Here is a 2,448-nt window from a genome sequence, read left to right on the forward strand (position 1 = left end):
TATGCCTTTTTATATTTGTGTCGTGTTTTTTTAAAGAATTGAGGCTCTTGCTTGAGTTGGTGCTCTTGCTTGAGTGCTGAGAGGAAAGTGAAGAGGGCTTTTATTGAGCCTTGCCTTTGACTTGTTCATTAAGGAGCATGGGGGACACTTCTCGTTTTATGCCTTTTTATATTTGTGTCGTGTTTTGAAAAGAATTGAGGCTCTTGCTTGAGTAGGATTCTTGCTTGAGTGGTACTTTTGTTTGAGTGGGATTTTTGTGAGCTTTTAAGGGGAAAGTGAAGAGGGGCTGCTCTTGGACTTTACTTGCTGTTTCTGTTCTCTTAAAGAGAGAAAATCTTGTAACTTATTTTCTTTTTATCAAGCATAAAAATGTGTTTTACCAAGCGATATGGAGAGCGAAAAATCTATATTTAAAGCAAAAGATATTCTGGTGTTTGGGGAAAAAGAACCCATTTTCTTGCAGGTGGAGGCAAGGCGCATAGAGAAGGTGAGCCAAAAGCACACGTTTTGATCAAGACTTTTTGCTCCATAGCAAGTGTAACAGTGCTTTTAAAGAGCCTGGGGTAGAGGGGGAAAATTGAAAGAAAAGAGGGACATTTATTTATTTACGAGACTGTTATTTATTTACGAGACCGCTAAGGACAGTTTCTCATCTCTGGATGAAAAAGGTTTTGTGCAATTTGGTTATGGAATTGTTGGAGACGCTGGTATCCATGCTGCGGCTTGCCAAATGATTAATCCTTATCATTTGGGGGCTTTATCATTTTGGGGGGCCAGATTGACAACGAGGCATTGAGGCAAAGGGGTGGATTTTAAGGCAAAGGGATTGAAATTTCTTGAGGAAGAGGTAAGCGTAGGGCGTGTCGTGTACTTGAGGAAGTTTTCGATGAGGCAATGAATGAGGTTGATCTGGGACTGAGGTTGATCTTGGCCGCGTGCTTGGCTTTCAATAGAACACCCTTCCTTGGGAAAAGGAAATTGTACTATCTCTCAAGTGGCTTCTTCTTTACTTGCACACCCTTGGGGCTTTGGTATTGAGGGCTGATATTAACATTTGGCAGCTTTCTCATAAAAGCTTTATGGAAGATGAAAGTTTGGGTTTTGAAAAAAAATATCGAAAAAATCAATTTGGGCCGGTTTTGTTGATGATTCAAATCGTCATAAAGACAAAGCAACTTCGTTACGATTTTCTTGCACTCGTTTGCTTCTTCTTTGGAAAGCAGCTTATCTTCCTGAAAATAAAAAGAGCACTTAGAATTTTAGAGTCAGAGACCCAAATTTGTGCAATAGAAGAAGATATTTTATGAAAATTTGATCGAGGAGAAAAGAGAAGCCTTAAGACAATAGGGGGTACACTGTGAGTGATGAAAACATGATGTTTGAAGTTGATGAAAAAAAAGGCACCCCTGATATTGTCTTTATAAAAAATGAGGGGCAATGGAAAAAATGCATCATTGGATGAAGAATTACGGTCTTTTTCGCTGGAAGAAGCGTTTTTGACAAGCAAAAATTATAAAGTCATTTTTTTCATTGCTTTCATTGTGGCAGCTTTAAGAACGGCTCTTCTCTTCTTACTCATGTGGCTTGAGTGGAAGTTGGCGGGGTGGGAAGGGGATGTCGTGGCAGCTCTCTTTTGCATCGTGCAGGTTATATTAGATTTAATTTTTGTACTCATTCCTGTTGCCTTTGTGGTGCGTATCATTTTTACGCGTTTGTTGAAAAAAAAGATCGATAAGTTGGATCAGGAAATCTGGCAGCGAAGAAAAACGGCTTACCAACAAAACAGCGTGTGAAGGGAGGGCAGAAAATGAATACTGGTCTTTATATATTCTCATGCGTTGTAGGAGAGACCTTCTATTCGTGCGATGTTTGAAGTTGATGAAAAAAATGCACCCCTGATATTGTCTTTATAAAAGATGAGGAATACAAGCGCTTGATATTGATGAACTCTCATTCATTGTGAGGACGAAAGCTTCGGTTCATGAAAATGGCTTGAAAATTGAAACAAATGAGGGATAAAAAATGAGGGGCAATGGAAAAAATGCATCATTGGATGAAGAATTACGGTCTTTTTCGCTGGAAGAAGCGTTTTTGACAAGCAAAAATTATAAAGTTATCTTTTGTATGGCTTTCATTGTGTCAGCTTTTATAATGGCATTCTTTATGTTTTTTAAGTGGGATTTGACAGGGTGGTGGAATTATATCCTGTTCATTTTAACATTAATATTGGTTTTTATATCAGCGCTTCTTTTTGTACTCATTCCTGTTGCCTTTGTGGTGCGTATCATTTTTACGCGTTTGTTGAAAAAAAAGATCGAGCAGTTGGATCAAGAAATCTGGCAGCGAAGAAAAACGGCTTACCAACAAAACAGCGCGTGAAGGGAGGGCAGAAAATGAATACTGGTCTTTATATATTCTCATGCGTTGTAGGAGAGACCTTCTCTTCGT

At 38.8% G+C, this 2,448-nt stretch carries 4 protein-coding genes; all 4 read left to right on the forward strand.

Going from position 1 to position 2,448, the window contains the following annotated elements:
* The first annotated feature begins 577 nt into the window (after window positions 1–577).
* The 4 genes from ACFIL8_RS09175 to ACFIL8_RS09190 all read left to right on the forward strand — a co-directional run bounded on the left by ACFIL8_RS09175 (window position 578) and on the right by ACFIL8_RS09190 (window position 2,379).
* Complete coding sequence (locus ACFIL8_RS09175; protein ID WP_375682157.1) at window positions 578–796, forward strand: hypothetical protein; 219 nt, start codon at window positions 578–580, stop codon at window positions 794–796.
* A gap of 283 nt (window positions 797–1,079) precedes the next feature.
* Window positions 1,080–1,307, forward strand: a complete 228-nt coding sequence (locus ACFIL8_RS09180; RefSeq protein WP_375682704.1) for a hypothetical protein — start codon at window positions 1,080–1,082, stop codon at window positions 1,305–1,307.
* A 147-nt stretch (window positions 1,308–1,454) separates the two neighbouring features.
* Complete coding sequence (locus ACFIL8_RS09185; protein ID WP_375638446.1) at window positions 1,455–1,793, forward strand: hypothetical protein; 339 nt, start codon at window positions 1,455–1,457, stop codon at window positions 1,791–1,793.
* 229 nt (window positions 1,794–2,022) lie between these two features.
* On the forward strand, window positions 2,023–2,379 hold the full coding sequence (locus tag ACFIL8_RS09190; protein WP_375689523.1) for a hypothetical protein: 357 nt from the start codon (window positions 2,023–2,025) through the stop codon (window positions 2,377–2,379).
* Window positions 2,380–2,448: the final 69 nt, after the last annotated feature.

This window comes from Bartonella sp. AP57NXGY, assembly GCF_042195805.1.
GTDB lineage: Bacteria > Pseudomonadota > Alphaproteobacteria > Rhizobiales > Rhizobiaceae > Bartonella.

Excerpts from the sequence above, each read along its gene's own strand:
- ACFIL8_RS09190 (WP_375689523.1), top strand. The coding sequence starts at position 2,023 with ATGAGGGGCAATGGAAAAAATGCATCATTGGATGAAGAATTACGGTCT.
- ACFIL8_RS09180 (WP_375682704.1), top strand. The coding sequence starts at position 1,080 with ATGGAAGATGAAAGTTTGGGTTTTGAAAAAAAATATCGAAAAAATCAA.